Raw genomic sequence first — 19,821 nt, 5'->3', positions numbered from 1 at the left:
TTTCGGTAACACCACAAAGTACCAACCATGGCGGAATCCGACACTCACGCCGTCGTGCTACACGCAGCGTCCGTCCGTTCTGACGGAGGCGATCGGCGCTCTCGTTCTCCACGCATGCTTCCAGCCTCGGCGGGGCGCGCCCTCAGGGCGCCGCCGCAGGCGGGACCCACGACGGATGGTGACGTCCTCCCGTTCGTCCACGGATCGTTCATCCACCTGGGCGAGACGGCGCAGGCGCTCCGCGCGGGCGGCGCCGCCAGAGCGGATCCTGGGTCCAACCTGATCCATGTCGAGGTGCGGCTGTAGTACCAAGCAAGGCTTTGCGTTCCTCGATCGGGACTCTGCCTTGTTGAGCAAACCTTTGCTCTCCTCCGCGGGGCCCGGCGAGCGAACGGGTCACTGCGGCGCCCGTCCCCTCCGCCCCGTACCGCTCATGCGACGTCGACCGGTAAGCTCAGCGATCCAGGCCGTTTCCGGCCGATTCAGCGCCACCGCCGCCCTGCGTGAGCCACCGAGCAGAGCGGCACCTTCGCGGCTCTGCTCGGTCGCCTGAGTCGCCGATCGCTGGAGCGGCACGGCGCTTGATTACACCCCTGGGCGAACGGAGAGGCGGTGGGGCCGAAGCGGCGGAACTCACTCCGCACGAGGCGCCTGCCGACCTGTCCCTGACCGAGGCAGACCAACCTGCCTCGGAGGAAAGAGGAGAAACAGATGAGCACTGACCAGAGCGGATTCGATGTCGAGATGATCACCCCCGAGGAGCACACCGAACTGGAGGTGAGGGAAGTCTCGAAACACTGCTGCGGCTGCGGCTGCGGCTACGTGAAGGACGAGTAACATGACCGGCAGGGGGGCGCGCGCCCCCCTGCCGCCGGCGCCCAGGCAGCACCCTCTGCGCTGCCTGGGCGCTCCTCTTACCCACGCCCAGGGAGCTGCTCATGTGTGTGAAGCCGAGATTTGATCTGCCGCGCATCGGCGTTGGAATCGCCCACCGGCCCTCGTTCGCCCGCGCCATCGAACAGCACCGCGAACGTATCGGCTGCATCGAGATCTGCGCGGATCATTACATTTCCCGGACGGAGGGGCGGCTCGCGCGCGCCGTCGAGCTGAGCGAGCGTCTGCCCATAACGCCCCATGGTCTCGAGCTATCCATAGGCACCGACGCGCCGCTCGACATGAAATACTGCCGTGATGTCGCGCGCGTCGCGAAGGCGGTCCGCGCCCCCTGGTACAGCGATCACCTCTGCTTCACGCAGATCTCCCAGATCGAGCTCGGCCAGCTCACTCCGATCGCGTTCACCGAAGCCGCCGCGACGCGCTGCGCGGCCAAAGCCCGGCAGTTCCAGGACATGCTGGAGATGCCGCTGCTCCTCGAGAACATCACCTATTACATGGCCATCCCCGGGGGCACCATGACAGAGGCGGAGTTCTTGAGCAAGGTCGTGAACGACGCTGACTGCGGCATCTTGCTCGATCTCACGAACCTGTACATCAACTCCCAGAACCTCCACTACGATCCGTATGAGTTCATCGACAACATCCCGCTCGAGCGCGTCGTGCAAGTCCACCTGGCCGGCGGGCTCTACGAAGACGAGGTGTGGATCGACACGCACAGCCAGCCGGTCGACACACATCCCGAGGTCTGGGACCTCCTCAACCATCTCTGTCGGCGAGCGCCCGTGCGCAGCGTCCTCATCGAGCGGGACGCGAACCTGCCGGACGACTTCGGAGAGATGCTGGCAGAGGTCGAGCACGCGAGCGCTGTCTGGGCGTAAGGCATCGCTCGCGCAGCCACAGGGTGGACGATGAAACGTGTCATGGATCGTGCAGCGGCAGTGGAGGGGCAAACCATGGATCGCATCGCGGGGCGTCCGACGACGGGCACGGATACGTCAGCGTTTCAGACGGCGTTCGCGCGGGTGCTCACCGATCCTCGGGCGCTCGTGTGTCTCCACGACGATCCGGCGCGCTTCGCTGAAGAGAACGCGCTGAGCGCCGCGCAGATGTACGCGCTCCAGTCCTTCGACGAGAAGCGGCTGCGCTGGCTCTCGGCCTCGATGGCCGTCAAGCGCTTCTACCTCGTCGGGACGTACTTCCCCGCCACGTTCGCGCTGCTGCGGCGGCACCGGGCGTTGTCGAAGGTGGAGCGGAGCCTCACCGCCACCTACCTCCCCATCAAGTCCGAAACCCTGATCCGCTCGTTTCGCGACGCCCTCTGGGTCGCCGAGCTCGTCGAGCGGCACGTCGCCCAGGGGGAGCTCGACATCCCTTGCCTCCTCGACGTGGTGCGCTGCGAGCGCGCGGAGTTCATCTTGTGGTCCGACGCCGGGTGCGTCGAGAGCGCGGAGGATTTCAAGCTGCGGAACGCGTCGAGGCCGAGCGTCACCGAGGAGGAGCTGCTCGACGGCGCCGTGCGCGCGGGCCGGCACGTCGCGCTGCACGAGTTCTCGTGCGACGTCCTGTCGTACGTCCAGGCGCTCACCGACGGCCAGGCGCCGCCCGAGCCGGAGCCCGCGCCGACGCTGCTCCTGTTCGGCAGGATCGCGGTGAGCGATCGCGTCCAGAAGGCCCGCGTGGGGCGGATGATGAGCTCGTTTCTCAGCCACGCTGACGGCCGGAAGCCTACCCGGGAGATCCTCGGGGAGATCCTCGGACCAGCGGCCGATCGCGCAGCGCGTGACGCCGCCGAGCGAAATTGCTGTCGCATGCTGCAGAAGCTCTACGCGCTGAACCTCGTGACGATCGAGCAGAGCGTCGGGCCGAGCGCGCGCGGCGGGGACGACGGCGCCGGGCCGCGGAGCGCGTCATGAGGGCGGCCGTGCGACGTTCCGATGACTCACCTGCGCCGGTCTCCCCTCCCTCGAGGGACCCGGTGAGCGGGGCATCTCCGTCCTCCGTCCGGATCCGCTCGGCCTACGAGCACCTCGCGGCGGTGCTGGGCGATGACGCCGTCCTCGGCCCGGGCTCGGATCTCTCGGCGTACGAGGACCCCTATGCGTCCGCCGGCGCCGCGGACTTCCGGTGCTCAGGAGCGGTGCTGCCGAGGTCGGTGGAGGAGGTGCAGGCTGTCCTGGCCGTCGCCAATCAGCACGGCATTCCGCTCTGGACCGTGTCCACCGGGCGGAACCTCGGGTACGGGGGCGCGGCGCCGCGGGTGAACGGGGCCATCGTGCTGGACATGCAGCGGATGAACCGGATCCTGGAGGTCGACGAGGAGCACGGGTACGCGCTGGTCGAGCCCGGGGTGAGGTTCGTGGACCTCTACGGGTATCTCCGCGAGCATCGGCTGAAGCTGTGGATGTCCGCGCCATCGCTGGGTTGGGGCAGCGTCCTCGGCAATGCCCTGGAGCGGGGCATCGGCTACACCCCTTACGGGGACCACGCCGCCCAGATCTGCGGGCTGGAGGTGGTCCTGGCGACCGGCGACGTCGTGCGCACCGGCATGGGCGCGCTGCCCGGCGCCAACACCTGGCAGATGTACAAGGGCGGGTATGGCCCGTCGCTGGACGGGCTCTTTCTGCAGTCCAACTTCGGGATCGTGACCAAGATGGGGCTCTGGTTGATGCCTCAACCGGCCGGGCTGATGTCATGCGTGGCGCGCTTTCAGAGGGAGTCCGACCTGGAGGCGGCCATCGACGTGCTCGCCTCGCTGCGCCGCCGGGAGATCATCCAGAGCAATGCGCAGATCGGCAACGTCGTGCGCGAGGTGGCGCACCGGCACCCGCGCTCGCGCTGGTACGACGGCCCCGACGCCATGCCCGACGAGGTGATCGAGAAGATGCGCCGGGATCTGGGGATCGGGTGGTGGTGGATGCTGCGCTTCGGCCTCTACGGCGACGAGGAGCTGCTGGATGCTCGGTTCAGGATCGTCCAGCGAGCCTTTTCGAGCATCCCCGGCGCCGAGATCACGGGCGACAAGCACCTCGCCTCGGGCCCGGACGGCCTCCATGCCTGCGAGGTCGAGGGGCCGTCCCGCCGCCTGGCGGGCGTCCCGGGATTCTTCGCGTTGAGTGCGCTCAAGTTCCGCGGCGACGACTGTGGGCACCTCGACTTTTCGCCCATCGTGGCGCCCAGCGGTCGCGAGGCGATGAGGGTCTACGAGCTCGTCAAGGCGCGGGCCCGCGAGCATGGGATCGACTATCTGGCCGGCTTCACCGCCAGCGAGCGCCACCTGACCCACGTCTTCCCGATCCTCTACGAGAAGCACGACGCGGAGCAGACGAGCCACGCAGCGGCGCTGCTCGACACCTTGATCAGGGAGCTCGGGGAGCAGGGGATCGGCGAGTACCGGGCGCACCTGGCCTTCATGGACCTGATCGGCGATCAGTACAGCTTCAACAAGCACGCGCTCCGCCGCTTGAACGAGACGCTGAAGGATGCGCTCGACCCGAACGGCATCCTGTCGCCGGGCAAGCAGGGCATCTGGCCCGCGGCGTCGCGGAGGCAGCGCGCAGGGACGCGGTGATCCTGGGCGGCCCAGCCCCCGCCCCCCTCGCTCCCCGAGGGCGTCGCTCCGGCCGGAGACGACCGGCCCGAGCCGTGAGGGGCCAGCGCCACGGCGGAGGACTGCCGTCAGAGCAACCACGCACGCTCCACGCATTGCGTTGAGCAACGCTGATTTTCCGAGGCCTGGCTCCGAGTCCGTCACACACCAGGGTTTCCCAAATTGACCGGCAAATCGACGGTTGGATTCGTAAAGGGCCACAGCGCGTTGCGCGAGCGGGTGCGCTCCTGTCCGGCCCATCGTTATTTTCTACATCACGACGAGCGAAGCCCCTTTTCCCCTCCGTCGGTTGTGCCATGAATGGATGCGCCGATGCCGCTCGTCTTTCTGCCCGACGATCTCCGGTTCTTCTTCTGGGGCGACACCGGCGCTGACCGGCTCGCGGCCCGGTCGCTCGGCGAGACCACCCCGGCGGAGGCGCCCGTGGTGACCGAGGCGGGCAGGGTCGAGCGGAAGGCGGGAGAGGCCGCCCCGCTGCTCGACGGCGTCGCCGCGCTCGCCAGCATGGCCCAGGACGATGTCGGTCGAGCGCCGCCGTCGGTGGCGGCGTGGAGCCTGGCGAGCAAGCTGGCGCTCGACCTCGTCGTGCGCGAGCGGGTCGTGCCCCGGGTCACGCCCGGCGACGGAGGCGGCGCGGAAGCGCGCTGGGCTGTGTCGCTCGCCGCCACCGAGGACGCCGCGCGCGTCGCGGCGCTCGCCCGCGCGATGCCCGCTGCCGCGCACGCGGTACCCGCGGCCGCCCACACCGAGCCGGCCGCCGCGAGGACCGGGCGCCGGCGCCGCCCGCCCTCCGCCCCGGAGGTCTGGTCCGCCGAGGCCCTGCTGCGCGCCTTCCTGGACGCCGTGGCCGACGCGCTCGCGCGCGGCAGCGCGACGAACCACCCGAAGCCGCCGTCGCGGCCGGCGCACGCGCCGTGGGAGCACCGGCTTGTGCTCGCCCTGACGGGCGAACGGCGCGCCTTCGCCACGGAGGGGCTCGCCGAGCGCGCGCTCGTGGCCGACCTGGACGCCTGGGTCCGGCCGGCGCTCGGCGCCTGCGACGCGCTGCGGGCCTGCTTCCGGCTGGAGCTGCCGGAGGGCGACCGCGGCTTCGCGCTCGGCTTCCTGCTGCAGGCGACCGACGATCCGAGCCTGATCGTGCCCGCCGCCGACGTGTGGAAGGCCCGGGGGCGCACGCTGAAGGCGCTCGGGCGCGCGTTCTCCGACCCGCAGGAGGCGCTCCTCGGCGCGCTCGGCGCCGCGGCGCGGCTGTTCTCGCCGATCGGGCGCGCCCTCGGCGAGGCGAGGCCCGAGCGCGTGGCCCTCGATCCCGCGGAGGCGTGGGTGTTCCTCGCGAAGGCCGCCCCGGCGCTTGGCGAGGCCGGCTTCGGCGTGATCGTTCCGGGCGAGCTCCTCGCCTCGGGGCAGCGCCGGCTTCGCCTCCGCATGCGCGTCGGCGCGACGAGCCGCACCGCGGGCGTCGTCGCGGGCAGCGCCGGGCTCGGCCTCGACGAGGCGCTCGACTTCAGGTGGGAGGCCGCGCTCGGCGACGAGGCGCTCTCGGCGCGCGAGCTCGCCGCGCTCGCGCGGCAGAAGTCGCCGCTCGTCCGGCACCGCGGGGCGTGGATCGTCGTGGTCCCCGAGGAGCTCGCCGAGATCCAGCGGCGCCTGGAGGCGGGCGGCGGGCGCGTCCCGGCGCGCGAGGCGCTGGAGGTCGCGCTCGCGGGCGAGGCCCACGTCGACGGCGTGGCGGTCTCCGTCGTCGCCGAGGGGGCGCTCGCCGAGGCGATCGCGCGGCTGCGATCGGGGGCGGAGCGCGCCGCCGCGCCGCCGGAGGGGTTCGCGGGGACGCTGCGGCCGTACCAGGCGCGCGGCGTCGCGTGGTTGCAGACGATGGCCGGCCTCGGCCTGGGCGCGTGCCTTGCCGACGACATGGGCCTCGGCAAGACCGTGCAGCTCCTCGCCTTTCTCGTCGGCCGGCGGGCGGCAGAGCCCGGCGACGCGCGCCCGACGCTGCTCGTCGCGCCGACGTCGGTGGTGGGCAACTGGGAGCGGGAAGCGGCGCGCTTCGCCCCTGCCCTGCCCCTCGTGCGCCACCACGGCGAGGGGCGCGCCCGCTCCGCCGAGGAGCTCGCGGCGCGCGCGGGCGGCGCGAACGGCGACGACGCGGTGAACCACGCGATGAACGACGGGGGCGATGACGGCGGCGAGATGCACGACGGCAGCGCCGCGAACGGCGACGGCACGACGAACGACGGCGGCGCCGCGAACGACAATGGTCGCCCGGACGACAATGGCCGCCCGAACGACGACGGCCGCCCGGACGGCGCAGGCCGCCCGGATGGCGCCCGCGCCGCGCACGGCGCAGGCCGCCCGGATGGCGCCCGCGCCGCGCACGGCGCGCTCGTCATCACCACGTACGGCCTCCTGCGCCGCGACGCCGCGATGCTCGCCGAGGTGGACTGGGCGGCTGTCGTGCTGGACGAGGCGCAGAACATGAAGAACGCCGCGTCGCGCACCGCCGCCGCCGCGCGCGCGCTCCGCGCACCGCACCGCTTCGCGCTCACCGGCACGCCCGTCGAGAACCGCCTCGCCGAGCTCTGGTCGATCCTCGAGTTCGCGAACCCCGGCCTGCTCGGCCCGCTCGAGGCGTTCCGGCGCGCCTACGCCGTGCCGATCGAGCGGTACGGCAACCGCGAGGCGGCCGAGCGGCTCCGGCGCGTCGTCGGGCCGTTCCTGCTGCGGCGCGTGAAGACCGACCCCGCCGTGGCCGGCGACCTGCCGCCGAAGAACGAGGCCCGCGTCTACTGCACGCTCACGCGCGAGCAGGTGACGCTCTACAAGGCGGCCCTCGACGAGGCGATGCGCCGCATCGAGGAGGCCGAGGGCATGTCCCGGCGCGGGCTCGTCCTCGCGCTGCTGACGCTGCTCAAGCAGATCTGCAACCACCCCGCGCAGTGCCTCGGGGAGGCGGGCCCGCTCGCGGGCCGGTCGGGCAAGCTCGCGCGCCTCACCGAGATGCTCGAGGAGGCGCTCGCGGCCGGCGATCGCGCGCTCGTGTTCACGCAGTTCCGTGAGATGGGCGACCGGCTCGTCCGGCACCTCTCCTCGGCGCTCGACACCGAGGTCCTCTTCCTCCACGGCGGCACGCCGCGGCTCGCGCGCGACGAGATGGTGCGGCGGTTCCAGGACGATCCGCGGGGGCCGCGCGTGTTCGTCCTCTCGGTCAAGGCCGGCGGCACGGGCCTCAACCTGACGGCGGCGAGCCACGTGTTCCACTTCGATCGCTGGTGGAACCCCGCTGTCGAGGACCAGGCGACCGACAGGGCGCACCGGATCGGGCAGCGGCGGGCGGTGCAGGTCCACAAGCTCGTGTCCGTGGGCACCGTGGAGGAGAAGGTCGACCGGATGCTGGAGCAGAAGCGCGACCTGGCGGCGCAGGTCGTCGGCCAGGGCGAGGCGTGGATCACCGAGCTCGACGACGCGGCGCTGCGCGAGCTGCTCTCGCTGTCGCGGGACGCCGTGGCCCTCGCGGGCGAGCTGGACGACCGCGACGAGCCGGAGGGCGAAGGCGAGCGCGATGGCGGCGCGGCGGAGGGCGAAGGCGAGCGCGGGGAGCCGCGCGACGGCGGCGCGGCGGAGGGCGCGCGGGGCGACGCCGACCGCGGGCGGAAGGCGCGGCACGCGGGGAGCCGGCGGGGCGCCGGGCGCGCGCGCGGGGAGGCGCGGACATGAGCTCGCCGGCGCGCTGGGCGCCGTTCCGCCGCGAGGCCGGGCCGAAGCCGCCGCCGCCGGCGCGGGGCATCCGGATGAAGCGGGCCGGCACGACGTGGTGGGGCAAGCGCTGGATCGAGGCGCTGGAGCGCATGGCGCCGGACGACGCGGGCCGCCTCGCGCGCGGGCGCACGTACGCGCGCGCCGGGCGGACGCACGACCTCACGGTGAAGCCGGGCCTCGTCGTCGCGCGCGTGACCGGCTCGCAGCCGAAGCCGTACAAGGTGATCCTCACGCTCGCGCGGCTCGACGACGCCACGTGGGCGCAGGCGATCGCCGCGATGGCGAAGCGGGCGAGGTTCGCGGCGGAGCTCCTCGCGGGCCGGATGCCCGAGGACATCGACGAGGCGTTCCGGAGCGCCGGGACGAGCCTGTTCCCGGCGAAGCCCGAGGACCTCACGACGGCGTGCTCGTGCCCCGACTGGGTGAACCCGTGCAAGCACGTCGCGGCGACCCATTACGTGCTCGGCGAGGCGCTCGACAAGGACCCATTCCTCCTGTTCGAGCTCCGCGGGCGCACCCGGGAGCAGGTGATCGAGGCGCTGCGCGCCGCGCGCAGCGGCACGGCGCCCGGCAGGCCTGCCAGGCGCGCAGGCGCCGGAAAGGCGGCCCCCTGCGACAAGGAGGCGCCGCCGATCGCGACCGTGACGCTCGGCAAGATGGCGGCGAGCGACTTCGACGCCTGGCGCGAGCCGCCGCCGGCGCTCGACGTGGCGCTGGCGCCGCCCGCGGCCCACGCGGCGCTCCTGACGCAGCTCGGCGAGCCGCCGGGCTGGAGCGAGGAGCGATCGCCCGCGGAGCTGCTCGGCCCGCTGATCCGGGCGGCCTCCGAGCGGGCGCGGGAGATCGCGATGGCGGAGGGTGCCGGCGCCCCGCAGCGCCCAGGCCGCGGCTAGTCGGCAGCGCGCACGGCCTTGTCCGAGCAGGCGGCGCGACGTATAGCCGCCCCTGGCCGCCTGCCCGAGCGACCCCATCGAACCGTGCCGCCGTCCCCGCAGAGCCCCGACCGCGAGCGCGTCCTCGAGTTGCTCCGGCGCCATGGCTGGAACGCGACCTCGTTTCAGACCCTCGAGTCGGACTTTCGCTACTGGTTCCACGGCGACGACGCTTGCGTGGCGTACGTGGACACCGGCGCCGCGTGGGTCGCCGCCGGCGCGCCGCTCGCGGCGCCCGAGCGCCTGGCGGACGTCGCGGGAGCGTTCGTGGAGGCCGCCTCGGCGAGCGGGCGGCGGGCGTGCTTCTTCGGCACGGAGACGCGGTTCTGCAGCCAGGTGCCGTGGGCTGCGATGCTGATCGGCGAGCAGCCGGTGTGGGACCCGTCGCGCTGGGCGGGCGTCCTGCGGTCCAGCCGGAGCCTGCGCGAGCAGCTCCGCCGCGCGCGCGCCAAGGGCGTGATCGCGCGCGCGGTGAGCCCCGCCGAGCTCGAGGACGCGTCGGGACCGCTGCGGCGCGGGGTGGAGCGCCTCGTCGCCCGCTGGGCCTCCACGCGGCCGATGGCGCTCATGGGCTTCCTCGTGCAGCTCGATCTGTTCTCGTTCGCCGGCGAGCGCCGCTATTTCGTGGCCGAGGCGGGAGGCGCCGTGGTCGGCTTCCTCTCGGCGGTGCCCGTGTATGCGCGGCGCGGCCTCTTCCTCGAGGACCTGCTGCGCGACCCGGCCGCGCCGAACGGCACCGCGGAGCTGCTCGTGGACCGGGCGATGCGCACGGCCGCGCCGGAGGGGTGCCTCTATGTCACCCTCGGCCTCGCGCCGCTCGCCGGTCCGGTCGGAGGCGGGCTGCGCGCGGCGCGCCGGCTGGGCGCTCGCCTGTACGATTTCCGAGGGCTCTACGCCTTCAAGGCGAAGCTGCGGCCCGATCGCTGGGAGCCCATTTACCTCGCGTGCCCGCCCGGCGGCCACGGCGTCATGGCCATCCACGACGTGCTCGCCGCGTTTGCGCGCGGGGGCCTCCTCCGCTTCGGTGTCGCGACGCTGCTCCGCGGGCCGGCCGTGGTCTTCGAGCTGCTCGGTTACCTGCTCATCCCATGGACCGCGCTGCTCGCGCTCGCGCCCTCGGCGCGGTGGTTTCCCTCGCCCGCCGTCAAATGGGCCTGGGTCGCGTTCGACGTGTGCCTCTCGCTCGCCATGCTGCGGCTGAGCCGGCGGCTGAGGCCGTCTCTGCTCCTCCTCCTGGCCGCGCTCGTCACCTGCGACGCGGCGCTGACGCTGATCGAGGCCGTGCTGTTCAACCTGCCGCGGGCGCGCGGCGCGCTCGACCTCGCGATCGTCGGCGTGGCGGTCGCGGCGCCCACGGTGGCGGCGATCCTGCTCTGGAGCGCCCGGATGCACGCGCCCGGGCGGCTCGCGCGGGCGGGCAAGCCGTGACGCGTGACGTGAGCCCGAGGGCGCGCGCGCCGCGCGATCGACCTGCGCGACGAGGCGACGACGACGGCATCGGGCGTGCTCTGCGCTCGCCGCTGCAACGCGCCAGAAAACGGCCAGCCGCCCCGGGACGGCCGCACCGCCATGATAATCACGGCGAAGACGGCAAACGGACGATGTCTCCCCTGCTGTCGGCGAGGCTCGTCCCGGCGTCGTGGCAGTCCACGGCGCGACAACCCGTTCCCTCTCGAGGAGGTCTCCCCATGCGCTCGATGGCCCCGATCCTGCTCAGCTCCGCGCTCCTTGCCTGCGGCGAGGTATCCGTCGCTCCGCCCGCCTCCTCCGCCGGCGAGGGCGGCTCCGGGGGCGGCGGCACCGGCGGCGCCGGCGGCGCGACGACATCGAGCTCGGCCAGCTCGGGCGCCGGCGGCGAAGGCGGCGCCGGCGGCTCGGACCCGGACGCCATCGTCCTGTCGTTCGGGACGCCGCAGGATTGCCGCGGCCAGCAGCGCGAGCTGGTCCCCATCGGTCCAGGCCCCACCGAGATCGACGTGATCGCCCTGGGCCGCATCGAGGCGCCGGAGCCGATGCGCGTCGAGGAGTTCCGCTACTGGGTGTGCTCGGGCGCGCCGCACGAGGTGGTCTTCTTCCGCTCCGCCTCCGCGGTGCCCGACGAGGACGCGGAGCTCCGGACCTTCCAGGTGCCCGAGCTCCCCAACCCCGCCGCGCACGACGTCGCCATTCCCATCGACCCGCCGCTCCTGCTCGACGCCGAGCACCCCTACGGCTACTTCGGCGTGCGGATGATGCGCGACGAGGCGGACGACGCCATGTGCGTCGTCTCCTGCAGCGACAGCGCGTATCCCGAGAGCAACTACTGGTCCGACAACGCCGAGGCGCCGTTCGGGTGGAAGCAGCTCTCGCAGTCCCCCACCCCGGACGCGGGCCTCGACGCGGATTACCTCTTCTCGGTGGCCGGACGGCCCGAGTAGCCGCGCGACCCCGCGCGGCCCGCCCCGATCAGCAGTTGCGCGCCGCCGCGCCCGCCCGGGCCGCCGCGGCGCGCACCGCCGCCCGCTCCGACTCGGACAGGACGACGTTCAGCTCCAGCACGTCGCAGTCGCCGCTCCGCTCGACGTTCACGCTCACCTGATCCAGGTCGATCCGCTCGTACTTCGAGATCACCTGGAGCAGCTCCTGCTTGAGGCGAGGCAGGTAGTCGGGCTCGCCCGTCTGGCGCACGCGCTCGCGCGCCACGATGATCTGCAGTCGCTCCTTCGCCACGGCCGCCGACTTCGGCTGCGACCTACGGAAATAATCCATGATCGACATGGCATACCCCCTACGCGGTCGCGGCCTGACCGCCAAAAATCCGGCTGAAGAACCCCTTCTTGGCCGGCTCCAGGAAGCGGTGCGGGAGCTCCTCGCCGAGGAAGCGCTGGACAACGTCGAGGTAGGCCTGCGCCGCGTCGCTCGTCGGATCGAGCACCACCGGCGTGCCGGCGTTCGACGACTGGAGCACCGCCGGCGACTCCGGGATCACCCCAAGCAGCGGGATGCCGAGCAGCTCCAGCACATCCTTGTGCGCCAGCATCTCGCCCTTGGCCACGCGCGCCGGCGCGTACCGCGTGAGCAGGAGGTGCGTCTTCACCGGCTCCTCGCCGCGCTCCGCCCGGCGCGTCTTCGCGTCGAGCAGGCCGAGCACGCGGTCCGAGTCGCGCACCGAGGAGACCTCGGGGTTCGTCACGACGATCGCCTCGTCCGCGAAGTACATCGCCATCTGCGCGCCCCACTCGATGCCCGCCGGCGAGTCGCAGAAGATGTAATCGAAGCCCGCCCCCCGCAGCTCGTCCAGGATGCGGCCCACGCCGTCGATCGTGAGCGCGTCCTTGTCCCGCGTCTGCGACGCGGGGAGCACATAGAGGGTCTCGATCCGCTTGTCCTTGATCACCGCCTGGCGGACCGTCGCCTCGCCGCGGATCGCATTGACGAGATCGTAGACCACGCGGCGCTCGCACCCCATCACGAGGTCGAGGTTGCGCAGCCCCACATCGAAATCGATGGCGATCGTCTTGTAGCCGAGCGCCGCGATGCCGGACGCGAGGTTTGCGGTCGTGGTTGTCTTGCCGACTCCGCCTTTGCCCGAGGTGACGACGACTACCTTTGACACCAGAAACCTCCTTGAATGGTTCGAAAGACGTGGCCTGTCCGACGGCCGAGCCCGCTCGGATGCCCGTCTGCCGGCGTTCAGTCGGCGCCGTCGACGCAATGGGAGCTCGGCGCCCACCCGCTCCCTCGAGGATTCCATCGAGGCCGGGGACGCGCTCGACTGGGTACGTCATCACGAACCGAACGAACAACTTTTTCGCGGCGAATCTTGCAGCGTACCTCGGACCAGGTTTCGGATCCAAGTTCCCTACATGTAGGCAAAGCTCCGCTCCCGCCGGGCTCCCGCGCGCCGCCGCGGGGTTCCTCGCGCGCTACCCCGCGCGCCGCCGCGGATCTCCGTCACGGCAGAGGCAGACCGGCCGCTGGATCGATGGCCCGATCGATGCGATCGCCCCGCGCGCTGGACCGGGGGGCGCGCCGGACCGGTGGCGCTCGCTCCGGTACGCTCGTGCGATACTGTTGCCGGAATGACACCGGGGCAGCGGATCGGACCGCACTACGAGGTGGAGCGGCGGGCGGGTGCAGGCTCGCTCGGGACCGTCTACCTCGCGCGGAACGTCGCGACCGGCGAGCCGGTGGCGGTCAAGCTCCTGCGGGATCCGAGCGACGAGGCGCTCAAGCGGTTTGCCCGCGAGGCGCGCGCGCTCGCCGCGCTGCATCACCCCCACATCGTCCGGTACGTCGACCACGGCGTGATGCCGGACGGCGAGCCCTACCTCGTCATGGAGTGGCTCGACGGGGAGGACCTCGCGGCGCGGCTCTCCCGCGGCCGGCTGGAGCCGACCGCCGCGCTCCGGCTCGCGGCCAGGGTGGCCGAGGGGCTCGCCGTCGCGCACGCGCGGGGCGTCATCCACCGCGACATCAAGCCCCAGAACCTCTTCCTGCCGCGGGGCGAGCTCGACCAGGTCAAGATCGTCGACTTCGGCCTCGTCCACCTCCACGACGCGACGTACGCGCTGACGCGCACCGGCCAGACGCTGGGCACGCCGTCGTTCATGCCGCCCGAGCAGGTCACGGGCGAGCAGGAGATCGACCCGCGCGCGGACCTGTACTCGCTCGGGTGCGTCCTGTTCGCGTGCCTCACCGGCCGGCCGCCGTTCGCCGCCGCGCAGCTCGTGGCCACGCTCGCCAAGGTGGTGTTCGACGAGGCGCCGCTGCCGAGCGCGCTCTGTCCCGGGCTGCCGCCGGCGCTCGACGCCTTCGTGGCGAGGCTGCTCGCCAAGAAGCCCGGCGCGCGGCCCGGCGACGCCGTCGCGGTCGCCGACGCGCTGCGGGCGCTCGAGGCGAAGCTCTCCGGGCCGGCCTCGTCGAGCGCGCCGGCCTCGTCGGCCGCCCTCACCGGCCGCGAGCGGCGCCTCGCCAGCGTGATCCTCGCCGCGGACATCGGCGACCTCGGCGGCGGCCTGCTCGCCGCCGGCCTCCTGCGCGACAGGACGATGCCGCTCGGCGAGGCGCGCGACGGGCGCGCGCTCGACACCGTGGGCCTCACGGCGCAGGCGCTCCGGCAGGTCGTGACGCGGCACGGCGCGCAGATCGAGCTGCTCGGCGACGGCTCGCTCGCGGCGGTGCTCTCGGGCGCCGGCTCGCCCACCGAGCTCGCCACGAGCGCCGCGCGGTGCGCCCTGACGCTGCGCGGGCTCTTGCCCGGCGCGCGCGTTGCCCTCGCGACCGGCTGGGACGAGATCGAGCGGGCGCAGCCCATGGAGCAGGTCATCGACCGCGCGAGCGCGCTGCTCGAGGGCCGCTCTGCCGCGCACATCGAGGGCCGCGCCGCCGCGCAGATCGACGGCCGCGCCGCCGACGCGGCCCATGGCGCCGACGCGGCCCATGGCGCCTACGGGGCCGACGGCGCGGCGCCGATCCTGCTCGACCCGATGACGGCGGCCCTGCTGAGCGACAGGTTCGAGGTCGCGCGGCACCACGACGGGCTCGTCCTCCGCGGCGAGATCGAGGCCGCCGACGAGGCCCGCAAGCTGCTCGGCAAGCCGACGACGTGCGTGGGCCGCGAGCGCGAGCTCTTGCTCCTGCAGGCGACGCTCGAGGAGTGCGCCGCGGAGTCCGGGGCGCGCGCGGTGCTCGTCACGGCGGCCGCCGGCGTCGGCAAGTCGCGCCTTCGCCACGAGCTCGTCCGGCGCCTCGCCGCGCGCGGGGGTCCGGTGGAGATCTGGACGGCGCGCGGCGACTCGATGCGCGTCGGCGCGCCGTTCGGCATGCTCGGCCAGATCGTCCGGCGCGCCGCGCGCCTCCTCGACGGCGAGCCGCTCGAGGCCCGGCGGCAAAAGCTCGCCGCGCGCGTCGCGGCGCACGTGCCGCAAGAGCTCCGGCAGCCGGTCACCGAGTTCCTCGGGGAGATGGTGGGCACGCCCTTCCCGGACGACGACAGCGTGCTGCTCCAGGCCGCGCGGCAGGACGCGAAGCGCATGGGCGACCAGATGCAGTGGGCGTGGGTGGAGCTCGCCCGCGCCGAGTGCGCGGCCAGGCCGCTCCTCCTCGTGCTCGAGGACCTGCACTGGGGCGACCGGCCCACCGTGGAGTACGTCGACGCGGCGCTCCGGCTGCTCGCGGACCAGCCGCTCATGGTGCTGGCGCTCGCGCGGCCCGAGGTGCGCAAGGCGTTCCCGGCCCTGTGGGAGGAGCGGGCGCTCACCGAGCTCCGGCTCAAGGAGCTGTCGCGCAAGGCGTGCGAGCGGCTCGTGCTCGAGGCGCTCGGCCCGGCAACGCCGGCCCCTGTCGTCGAGGAGATCGTGGGGCGCTCGGCCGGCAACGCCTTCTTTCTCGAGGAGCTCGTGCGCGCGGCGATGGAGGGCTGCCCGGGCGGCGTGCCCGAGACCGTGCTCGCGATGACGCAGGCGCGCCTCGCGGGGCTCGTGCCCGAGGCGCGGCGGCTTCTCCGCGCCGGCAGCATCTTCGGCGAGGTGTTCTGGCGCGGCGCGGCCCAGGCGCTCCTCGGCTACCCGGTGGACGAGACCGAGCTCGACGCGTGCCTCGCGGATCTCGAGCAGCGCGAGCTCATCGCGCGCAGGCCGGATGCAAAATTCCACGGTGAGGTGGAATACATTTTCCGCCATGCGCTGCTGCGCGACGCGGCGTACGAGATGCTGACCGACGACGATCGGGCGCTCGGCCACCAGCTCGCGGGCGGGTGGCTCGCGCGGGCGGGCGAGACCGACGCGATGGTGCTGGCGACGCACTTCGAGATCGGCGGGGAGCGCGAGCGCGCGATCAACTGCTACCGGCGCGCGGCGGAGCAGGCGCTCGGGGGGAACGACTACGCGGCGGCGATCGAGCGCGCCGACCGCGCGATCGCGTGCGGGGCGGCGGGCGAGGAGCTCGGGGAGATCGCGACGATCCAGGCCGAGGCGCACCGCTACCGGGGGGATTTCGCGTCGGCGGAGCAGCACGCCGTCGCGGCGATGCGGGCGCTGCCGGAGGGGAGCATCCGCTGGTACCGCGCGGCGAACCTGGTGGCGCTGGCGGCCTGCCCGCTGGGGCACGAGGAGACGGCGACGAGGCTGGCGAGGGCGCTGTGCGAGCGCTGGTCGGAGCGGGCGGCGCGCGGGCCGGAGCTCATCGTGATGGCGCAGGCGGCGAGCGGGCTGCTCGTGCTGCGGGGCGAGTGCGAGGACGCGGCGGCGCTGTGCCGGCGGATCGACGCGGTGGAGGGGCGGTTCGGGGCGGATCCGGCGGTGAGCGCGGCGATCCTGCGGCTCGGGGTGCACCGGGCGATCCTGGCGGGGGATCTCGGGACGGCGCGGGAGCGGTGCGAGGCGGCGGCGCAGCGGTTCACGCAGGCGGGCGACGCGCGGATGGCGTGCAGCTCGCGCAGCAACGCGGGGCACCTCTGCAACGAGCTCGGCGCGTACGCCGAGGCGGCGGCGCTGCTGCGGGCGGCGCTGGCGGACGCGGAGCGGCTGGCGCTGGGGAACACGGTGGCGCACGCGAAGGAGAACCTGGGGCGGGCGCTCCTGCACCTCGGGGCGCTCGACGAGGCGCGGGCGCTGGAGATGGAGGCGCGGCGGCACTTCGTCGCGGCGGGGCAGCGGCGGCTCGAGGGGGGGACGTACATCTACCTGGCCGAGGCGTTCCGGCTGGCGGGGGATCTCGCGGCGGCCGAGGCCGAGGCGCGGCGGGCGTGCGAGCTGCTCGGGGACATGCCGCCGCTGGCGCCGTGCGTGCTGGCGACGCTCGCGAACGTGCTGCTCGCGCAGGGGCGCACGGCGGAGGCGCTGGAGCTCGCGGGGCGGGCGGCGGAGCTGGCGGCGGCGGTCGTGACGTCGCTGGGGCACCTGGAGACGGGGGAGTCGCTCGTCTACCTCGTTCACGCGGAGGCGCTGGCGGCGTCGGGCGACGCGCGGCGGGCGCGCGCGGCGATCGCGCTGGGGCGCGACCGGCTGCTGGAGCGGGCGGGGAAGATCGCGAACCAGGCGTGGCGGGCGTGCTTTCTGGAGAACGTGCCGGAGAACGCGCGAACGCTGGCGCTGGCGCGCGCATGGCTGGGGTAGCAGGCGAAGGAGAAGAGGTGGTGCCGAGCCGCACGGCCGCAGGGAGGGTGTTCGTCGCGCGAGGTGGGGCCCCGCCGGACTCGCCTGGGTCCCGTCTCCTCAGATTTTGCTCATGCGCACAGGCGAATTTCAGCGTCGTGAGTTCGAGTACATCCCACACGGAGCGGTGAAACTCGTGGTCGTGCTCGTCGTTCACATGGCCCCAATGCGCGGCTGGTGCCTCCAGCAAAACGACGGCGAGCATCTTCGCGCCGTCCTACCGAAGTACTTCACGAGCATCGGCACGCGACTACCTGGTCCTGGACGCCCCCGAACTGCGTCGCTGGGCGGCTCAACATGCTCCACGACCATGTTGAAAAATTCATTATACAGTCTGCTAGGCGCCTGCGGCCTTGGCGGAGCCGTGAGAACGCGGGGCAGGTCGGGGACGGCGACCTCATGCCGGCGGCAGGCTCTTCGACCACTTATACCCACAAACGTCGCTGCTGAGCGTAGGGCGGTGCTCGCATCGCTTTCGCGCCAGGAGCAGCCGATCTACCCTAAGGTTGGAATATGAGCAGTGCTGATCAGGCTTTAGCTCGGGTGCAGCGATCTAGTGGGATGACGCCGCTTGGCGTGATCGCCACCTTCGTCATGCTGTCGGAAGTAGTTACCGGGGTCGCTGCCACTCAGACCTCGGGCATGGTCCAAGCTGCGTTCTGCGCTTTCGCGATTGCTTTTCCCCTGTTAGTAGCCACGGCGTTTTTCATGGTCTTGTGGCGCCGTCCATACGTCTTGTATCCACCGCAGGAGTTCGGCGCCCAAGTTGACGTCAAGCACTACGTCGAGGCGATGCGAGCTCAGGCTCTGGGGACTCAGGAAGTGATCACCCTGGTGCGCACATCGATCACGGAGGCCCTGGAATCTCGCGAGGCGAGAGACGCTCTGCTTCGATCGTCTGCGACAGCGAGCTCGACGGCTTCTGCGACGGCGCTCCACGAGGCATCCGACGCACTCGTCAGAAGAGCAGTACAGAACATTCAATCGGCCACCGTCAGCATCGATTTATCCGAGTTCGGCGGAACAGGTGAACTAATCTTGCCGTATGAACAATCCCAAGACTCCTTCATATTTCTGAGCTCCATCTACTTCCAGATTAGCGATCAAGTGCCACCTTACACATACGGACAGAGTTGGGGACTACAAGACTGCGAGTCCGGCGCAATCCTCCCGACCGGGCTGGACTGGAAAAGCAATTGCGTCGGCAATATCGGAATCAAAGCGGGAATGCGCTATCGGGCTGTCGCCCTCGCGATCGACCCGAGTACCAAAAAGTTACGAGCGAGCAGAACAAGCTTCACACGTCAGGCGTCTTGACGCAGATCACCGGCCCCGACGCCGCCTCTTGAGCACAGCGGCCGCGCGATTCCGTCCCGACGAAGTTGAACCTGGCGAGCAGGCTGCTCTCGGCGACGATCGCCTCCAGCGAGATCGTGACCGGCGGCGACCCGTCGGCGATCCCCCCGCGTCAGGCCGCCGTCTCCAGCACGGTGACGGGGCTGACCGGGAAGACGAGCTCGCGGCGGCCGTCGAAGCGCACGCGGACGACGTTGCCGGCCGAGAGCTTCCGGAGCGACGCCTCGCCGACGAAGAGGGTCTCCTGGTCGATGAACGCCGGGCTGCCGTCGCCGGGGACGACCTCGAAGAGGACCACGACGAAGAAGCCATCTTGCTTCGGGAACTGCCGCACAACCGAGCAGCGGAGGACGCGCGCCCGGCCGAGCGCGCCGAACGACGCGACCCAGGTGGAGGCGAGGTGCCGCAGGAACCGCGCGAGCTGCAGGATAGCGAAGAGCCCCGCCGCCGCGACGAGGACCAGGTACGCCGGCGCCTCGACAGCCTGTCTCCCGGCCCAGGCGGCGAGCCCGACGCCCCCGACGATGAAGACCGCGTAGAGCAAGAAGCCGAAGCCGTTGATCGGCATGTGTCGGACGAGCGTCCAGTAGGCCGAGAGGAACACGTTGTCCACGGCCCGTGCGCCCTCGTCTCTGGACACCGACGCCGCCCGCGCGTAGTGGTCGATGGCCTCGTCGCGCTTGCCGTCGACGAGCAGCTGCTTGACGCGCTCGATGTCATCTTTCGAGGCGGTCCGAGCCCTGACCTGCGCGACGGCAGCGCCGGTGGCGGGGCGCTCGACGAAGAGACTCGTGTTGCAGAAGATGCAGATGGCGTGGCGCTGCTCCGACCCGACGGAGAGCGGCGCCCCGCAGTTGGGGCAAGAGATCATCGAGGCCACAAGGCTCATGGGTGGGTGAGCTTACCTCAGGCCTCGCCTGAGCTCGAGCGTGTCGCGCGGCGGGGCTGCGCCGAAACACTGCGCGACAAGCACCGCCAGGCCATCGATGCTCCTTCGCGGGCCGGTCAGCTCGGCCGCGACGCAGACGCGCACCGAGCCTCGCGCCGATGTCGGACGCCGGGCGCGGGCCGCGGGCGCAGGAGCGGAGATGCCTCTGGCCGGCGCGGGATTTCGTGAGGAGAGCGGCGTCGGGTATAA

The 19,821-nt window shown here is 72.3% G+C and carries 14 protein-coding genes; 11 read left to right on the top strand and 3 right to left on the bottom strand.

Translation table 11 applies throughout. From position 1 onward, the window contains the following. Positions 1 to 114 precede the first annotated feature (114 nt). From WMF24_RS17610 to WMF24_RS17570, 9 genes are all read left to right on the top strand, one after another. Positions 115 to 306, top strand: a complete 192-nt coding sequence (locus WMF24_RS17610; RefSeq protein WP_437737579.1) for a hypothetical protein — start codon at positions 115 to 117, stop codon at positions 304 to 306. Between the two features lie 405 nt (positions 307 to 711). Further along, entirely contained in the window at positions 712 to 837 is a 126-nt protein-coding gene (locus WMF24_RS17605; protein WP_437737578.1) for a hypothetical protein, read from the top strand. Positions 838 to 944: 107 nt separating this feature from the next. Next, a complete protein-coding gene (locus WMF24_RS17600; RefSeq protein ID WP_437737577.1) occupies positions 945 to 1,775 on the top strand; it encodes a DUF692 domain-containing protein in 831 nt (276 codons plus the stop codon). A 75-nt stretch (positions 1,776 to 1,850) separates the two neighbouring features. Further along, complete coding sequence (locus WMF24_RS17595) at positions 1,851 to 2,810, top strand: hypothetical protein (RefSeq protein ID WP_437737576.1); 960 nt, start codon at positions 1,851 to 1,853, stop codon at positions 2,808 to 2,810. A 62-nt stretch (positions 2,811 to 2,872) separates the two neighbouring features. Continuing rightward, positions 2,873 to 4,465 (top strand): FAD-binding oxidoreductase, encoded by a 1,593-nt coding sequence (locus WMF24_RS17590; protein ID WP_437737575.1) that lies wholly within the window; start codon positions 2,873 to 2,875, stop codon positions 4,463 to 4,465. A 351-nt stretch (positions 4,466 to 4,816) separates the two neighbouring features. After that, on the top strand, positions 4,817 to 8,218 hold the full coding sequence (locus WMF24_RS17585; protein ID WP_437737574.1) for an SNF2-related protein: 3,402 nt from the start codon (positions 4,817 to 4,819) through the stop codon (positions 8,216 to 8,218). Continuing rightward, the gene (locus WMF24_RS17580) at positions 8,215 to 9,153 is read left to right on the top strand and encodes an SWIM zinc finger family protein (protein WP_437737573.1); all 939 of its coding nucleotides are present in this window, start codon (positions 8,215 to 8,217) and stop codon (positions 9,151 to 9,153) included. Before WMF24_RS17585 ends, WMF24_RS17580 begins: the two co-directional genes overlap by 4 nt. A gap of 84 nt (positions 9,154 to 9,237) precedes the next feature. Beyond that, positions 9,238 to 10,620: a phosphatidylglycerol lysyltransferase domain-containing protein gene (locus WMF24_RS17575; RefSeq protein WP_437737572.1), complete on the top strand. Its 1,383-nt coding sequence runs from the start codon at positions 9,238 to 9,240 to the stop codon at positions 10,618 to 10,620. 260 nt (positions 10,621 to 10,880) lie between these two features. Further along, a complete protein-coding gene (locus WMF24_RS17570; RefSeq protein ID WP_437737571.1) occupies positions 10,881 to 11,609 on the top strand; it encodes a hypothetical protein in 729 nt (242 codons plus the stop codon). 28 nt (positions 11,610 to 11,637) lie between these two features. On the opposite strand, the gene minE is transcribed toward WMF24_RS17570, so the two are convergent. Both minE and minD read right to left on the bottom strand, forming a co-directional pair. After that, entirely contained in the window at positions 11,638 to 11,949 is a 312-nt protein-coding gene (gene minE, locus WMF24_RS17565) for a cell division topological specificity factor MinE (RefSeq protein WP_437737570.1), read from the bottom strand. 10 nt (positions 11,950 to 11,959) lie between these two features. Further along, positions 11,960 to 12,787, bottom strand: coding sequence for a septum site-determining protein MinD (gene minD, locus WMF24_RS17560; protein WP_437737569.1), 828 nt, complete (start codon positions 12,785 to 12,787; stop codon positions 11,960 to 11,962). 466 nt (positions 12,788 to 13,253) lie between these two features. On the opposite strand from minD, the gene WMF24_RS17555 reads away from it, so the two are divergent. Beyond that, positions 13,254 to 17,288, top strand: a complete 4,035-nt coding sequence (locus WMF24_RS17555; protein ID WP_437737568.1) for a protein kinase domain-containing protein — start codon at positions 13,254 to 13,256, stop codon at positions 17,286 to 17,288. Positions 17,289 to 17,840: 552 nt separating this feature from the next. Then, complete coding sequence (locus tag WMF24_RS17550) at positions 17,841 to 18,644, top strand: hypothetical protein (protein ID WP_437737567.1); 804 nt, start codon at positions 17,841 to 17,843, stop codon at positions 18,642 to 18,644. A gap of 151 nt (positions 18,645 to 18,795) precedes the next feature. Here the strand turns inward: WMF24_RS17550 and WMF24_RS17545 are convergent, their stop codons facing one another. Continuing rightward, entirely contained in the window at positions 18,796 to 19,572 is a 777-nt protein-coding gene (locus WMF24_RS17545) for a hypothetical protein (protein ID WP_437737566.1), read from the bottom strand. Positions 19,573 to 19,821 lie beyond the last annotated feature (249 nt).

Source organism: Sorangium sp. So ce1335, from assembly GCF_051521615.1.
Classification (GTDB): domain Bacteria; phylum Myxococcota_A; class Polyangia; order Polyangiales; family Polyangiaceae; genus Sorangium.
Note: the sequence above shows the minus strand (reverse complement) of the source record. Positions and strands in the feature narration are given on the sequence as shown.